4 protein-coding genes are annotated in these 5,055 nt (G+C 58.2%); 3 read left to right on the forward strand and 1 reads right to left on the reverse strand.

Features of this window, described 5'->3' with window-relative positions; all coding sequences use genetic code 11:
- From pruA to IGS51_RS16790, 3 genes are all read left to right on the forward strand, one after another.
- On the forward strand, positions 1-1,575 hold a 1,575-nt coding region (gene pruA, locus IGS51_RS16780; protein WP_297079967.1), incomplete at its 5' end, for an L-glutamate gamma-semialdehyde dehydrogenase.
- 65 nt (positions 1,576-1,640) lie between these two features.
- Complete coding sequence (locus tag IGS51_RS16785) at positions 1,641-2,117, forward strand: hypothetical protein (RefSeq protein WP_297079968.1); 477 nt, start codon at positions 1,641-1,643, stop codon at positions 2,115-2,117.
- Positions 2,104-2,508: a transposase gene (locus tag IGS51_RS16790; RefSeq protein ID WP_297079969.1), complete on the forward strand. Its 405-nt coding sequence runs from the start codon at positions 2,104-2,106 to the stop codon at positions 2,506-2,508. The genes IGS51_RS16785 and IGS51_RS16790 overlap by 14 nt, the downstream gene beginning before the upstream one ends.
- Positions 2,509-2,673: 165 nt before the next feature.
- On the opposite strand, the gene mfd is transcribed toward IGS51_RS16790, so the two are convergent.
- Positions 2,674-5,055 (reverse strand): transcription-repair coupling factor (mfd, locus tag IGS51_RS16795; RefSeq protein WP_297079970.1); only part of this gene is annotated, 2,382 nt, incomplete at its 5' end.

Consider the following 5,055-nt stretch of genomic DNA (forward strand, 5'->3'; position numbering starts at 1 on the left):
CACGCCTTCGCCAACGCCCCAGATACGGACTTTTCGATTGCCGAAAAGCGCGATCGCGCTCTCGCTGCTATCCAAACCGTGCGTCAGCAGTTGGGGCAAACCTATCTGCCGCTGGTGAATGGGCAGCGGGTGAATACGCTGGAGGTGATCGAGTCGGTGAACCCGTCGAATCCGTCGGAAGTGGTGGGCAAGGTGGGGCTGCTGAGCATTGACCAAGCAGAGGGGGCGATCGCCGCTGCCAAGGCCGCCTTCCCCGCCTGGAAGAATACGCCCGCAAAGGAACGCGCTGCCATTCTGCGCCGTGCAGCAGATCTGATGGAACAGCGCCGCACCGAACTCTGCGCCTGGATGGTGCTGGAAACGGGCAAGGTGCTGGGACAAGCAGATCCAGAAGTGTCAGAGGCGATCGACTTTTGCCGCTACTATGCCAACGAGATGGAGCGGCTAGATGCAGGCGTGAGCTATGACGTGGTGGGCGAAACCAACCGCTACCACTACCAGCCACGCGGCATTTCGCTGATCATCTCGCCGTGGAACTTTCCGCTAGCCATTCCCACGGGCATGACGGTTGCCTCCCTCGTTGCGGGCAACTGCACGCTGCTCAAGCCTGCGGAAACATCGTCTGTGATTGCCGCTAAGCTAGCGGAAATTTTGATTGAGGCAGGCGTTCCCGCTGGCGTGTTCCAATACATTCCCAGCAAAGGTTCCACCGTGGGCGCACACTTGGTCAAACATCCCGATGTTCACATGATTACCTTCACGGGTTCCCAGGAAGTGGGCTGTCGCATTTACGCAGAAGCCGCGATCCTGCAACCGGGCCAGCGCCATCTCAAGCGCGTGGTGGCCGAAATGGGCGGCAAGAACGCGATTATCGTAGACGAAAGCGCTGACCTGGATCAGGCTGTGCAGGGCGTGGTCTATTCTGCGTTCGGCTATAGCGGTCAGAAGTGTTCCGCCTGCTCTCGCGTCATCGTGCTGGAACCCATCTACGACACGTTCGTCAATCGGCTGATCGAGGCAACAAAATCGCTGCACGTCGGCATCGCCGAGTCGCCCGACACCAAGGTTGGCCCCGTGATCGACGCGCAGGCCCAAAACCGCATCAAAGCCTACATTGAAAAGGGGAAGGAAGAAGCAACCCTGGCGCTGGAAATGCCCGCGCCCGATAATGGCTATTTCGTCGGCCCGACGATCTTTACGAACGTGTCGCCCAACGCCAAGATTGCCCAGGAGGAGATCTTTGGCCCGGTGCTGGCGGTGATCAAGGCGACGACGTTTGATGAAGCGATGGACATTGCCAACGGCACGCTCTACGCGCTGACGGGCGGCATCTACTCGCGCACGCCCTCCCACCTCGATCGCGCCAAAGCCGAGTTTGAAGTGGGCAACCTGTACATCAATCGCCACATCACGGGGGCGATCGTGGCGCGGCAGCCCTTCGGCGGCTTCAAGCTCTCTGGCGTTGGCTCCAAGGCAGGCGGCCCAGACTACCTGCTGCAATTCCTAGAGCCGCGTCACATCAGCGAGAACATCCAGCGGCAAGGCTTTGCGCCAATCGAGGGTGCAGAACAGTAGCAGTCTCCTCGCTGCCGGGATACGCCACCATATCCCGGCAGTTCTTTTATCTATTCCACAAAGCCATGACCATTTTTCAGGCCCAGCAACTCTCCATTGCAGATGTTCACGAGCGTCTTGGGTTTCAGCGATGCTATGCCCCTTCCTTCGAGCCATTTCTGGTGCTGAAACCTATTACACCTAGAGAACAGGAGGAACTGCGGCAAATTCGCAATGATTTTGATCCATACCTGGTGGAAGGTAAGGTATCGGAAGGCATGGTGGAGGCGCTCACGGTGCTTCCACTGCTGAGGCTCGCTGGCTACTATCGCCCGCCCATTAAGCTTCGCCTAGAAGAAAGCATTGCGCTCATTCAAACGGAGGATGAAGAAATCCAAATCGCAGGCCGACCAGACCTTTTAGCGGCTCACAAAAACAACGCTGAGCCGCTGCTTTGGGTGCTGATTGTTGAAGCTAAAAATAATCCAAAAAAAACAGAAACGTTACTACAGTGGCAAGCAGAAGTGCCATACCCTGAAGGCTCAGCTATTGGTGGATTTTGAGAACGGGCAGGTGATTGCGACTGCAATCGACAAAGGCAAGACGCATGACTTCAAGCTGCTCAAACGAAGTCGCCTACCCTTGGTATCGTCGCAGTTATGTTTAGCTGACCGCGGGTATCAGGGATTTGCCAAGCGTCATGCTGGAGCTTGTACGCCCACCCAAAAACCACGCAACCAACCGTTAGCCGAGGACGAGAAGCAACACAATCGGGCATTAGAGAGACTGCGGGTGAGAGTAGAGCATGTGATTCGTCGCTTCAAGATCTTTCGCATCTTCTCAGGGCGGTATCGCAACCGGAGACGACGCTTTGGCTTGCGCTTGAACTTGATTGCAGGACTACCCAACTACGAACTGGCAAACGCTTCCTGCTTCATGCAGGAGGTCTATTGAATTCATGACTGGATTCCGGAAAGCGTTCCGTTTATTGAACTTTTACGTGTCTTTCAGCGTGACTTAAACTATGAAATCAAGACAGAATTACGGCACTCATCTGCTGCACTAGCCGTCATTTCAACGGGGCTTTTGGATCGCAGCACCGCCAGCGGTGACTTCTTGCTAAACCAAGCTCGGCTCTAGCAAGGCCCCCTGCATCCGGCTGAGCCAGTCGATCAGGTTCTCTAGCTGGAGATCGGCGCTGAGGGCCCCCAGTCCGCGCACAGTGACTTTGCCGGGGGTGTAGACAAAGCGGGATTGCAAATGGCTAGGCAGCTTGTCCTTCAGCAGGTTCCAGGCGGGTTCTTCCATTGGCGTTTCTAGCAGGATGTGCTGCTTGCCGTCGGGCTTGATGCGCGAGAAGCCCAGTTTCTTGGCAATCTGCTTTAGCTCCACCACGCGGAACAGTTGCAGCGCGGCGGGGGGAATGGGGCCATAGCGATCGCTCCAATCCACCGCAATCTCGGTCAATTCCTGCTTGGTCTGGGCAGCAGCGACAGCGCGATAGGCGCTCATCTTTTGATCTAGGTCGGGGATATAGTCGGCGGGGATGAAGGCAGTGAGGCGTAGGTCGATCTGGGTGTCGTCCACCTGGGGAATTTCCTGCCCGCGAATTTCCTTGATGGCTTCCTCCAGCATTTCCATATACAGGTCAAAGCCGATCGCGTCCATCTGCCCCGACTGCTCCGCCCCCAGCAGATTGCCCACGCCGCGAATCTCCATGTCGCGCATGGCCAACTGATAGCCAGAGCCAAGCTGGGTAAATTCCTGAATGGCGCGGAGCCGCTGACGGGCGGTTTCCGTAAGCTGGCTTTGTTTTGGGTAAAACAGCCACGCATGGGCCTGGATGCCCGCGCGGCCGACCCGTCCCCGGAGCTGATAAAGCTGAGACAGACCGAACTTCTGCGCGTCTTCGATCAGAATCGTATTCACACGGGGGATGTCCAGCCCCGATTCGATAATGGTGGTGCAGACGAGGATATCCGCCTCGCCGTTGTTGAAGGTGAGCATGGTGGCTTCCAGTTCGCCTTCCTGCATCTGCCCGTGGGCGATCGCCATCCGCACCCCCGGCACCATTTCCCGAATCTTGGCGGCGGTTTCCTCAATGCCCTCCACCCGTGGCACCACGTAAAACACCTGCCCACCGCGATCGAGTTCCTGCCGAATTGCCGTCCGCACCATCTCCGGGTCGTAGGGCGACAGGTGCGTCTTGATGGGGCGACGGGAGGGCGGCGGCGTGGTGATCAGGCTCATTTCGCGCACGCCCGACAGCGCCATGTAAAGCGTCCGGGGAATCGGCGTAGCGCTGAGGGTCAGCACGTCTACCTGAGTTTTCAGGGTTTTGATTTTTTCCTTCTGGTTCACGCCAAAGCGCTGCTCTTCGTCTACCACCAGCAGCCCCAAGTCTTTGAACTGCACGCCCTTACCCAAAAGCTGATGCGTCCCTACTACTACATCCAGTTCCCCAGAGGCGAGGCGCTTCAGGATGTCCTGCTTTTCGGCATTGGTGCGAAAACGGTTCAGCAGACCCACCTGAATCGGGTATGGGGCAAAGCGCTCCTTCAGGGTGTGGTAATGCTGCTGCGTCAAAATCGTCGTCGGCGCGAGGAGGGCGACCTGTTTCCCAGCGGTGATCGCCTTGAAGATGGCGCGAATGGCGACCTCGGTTTTGCCGAAGCCCACATCGCCGCAGACCAGCCGATCCATCGGGCGATCGCCCTCCATATCCCGCTTCACGTCCTGAATCGCCTTGAGCTGGTCGGTCGTGGGCTGGTAGGGAAACGAGTCTTCCATTTCCTCCTGCCAGGGCGTATCCGGCGGGTAGGCGTGGCCCTGCTGCTGGGCCCGCTGGGCGTAGAGTTGCAGCAGGTCAAAGGCAACTTTCTTAATCGCCTTGCGAACCTTTTGCTTGGTGCGTTCCCAGGCTTTGCCCGTCATTTTGCTGAGTTCGGGTTTGCCCTCGCCCACGCCGCGAAACCGCGACAGCGCATTCACCTGATCCGCCGCCACCCGCAGCAGCCCGTCGGCATATTTCAGCACCAGATATTCGCGGGTTTCGTTGTCCAGCGTCAGGCTTTCCAGCTTGATGAACTGGCCAATGCCGTGGTTTTTGTGGACGACGTAATCACCCGGTTGCAGCTTGTTCGGGTCAACTTGTTTGGAGGCGGCGCGGCGACGCTTGCGGACGTAGCTGGGCGTGGCCAGGGTGTGCTGCCCAAAAAACTCGCGGTCGGTGATGACGACGATGCGGAACGTTGGCAGAATGAAGCCCTCTAGCTCTGCCAGACCGGAATACTTCACCGCTGTCGGCACGCGGTTCGCCTGGAGCCGATCGATGGCCGGATAGTCGTGGGGGTTGGGGATGAACTGTGCCGGACAGTCGTGTTCCTGCAACAGCGCCACCGACCGCGACGGCTGCGCCGACACCAGCCAGATCCCAAACTGGCGATCGCGCTCCTGGCGAATTGTCTCTGCCAAGCGCCCAAACTGGTGCGGCACGGCGGG

The sequence above is a fragment of the Thermoleptolyngbya sp. M55_K2018_002 genome, assembly GCF_015295965.1.
Classification (GTDB): Bacteria; Cyanobacteriota; Cyanobacteriia; order Elainellales; family Elainellaceae; genus Thermoleptolyngbya; species Thermoleptolyngbya sichuanensis.

Excerpts from the sequence above, each read along its gene's own strand:
- IGS51_RS16785 (WP_297079968.1), top strand. The coding sequence starts at position 1,641 with ATGACCATTTTTCAGGCCCAGCAACTCTCCATTGCAGATGTTCACGAG.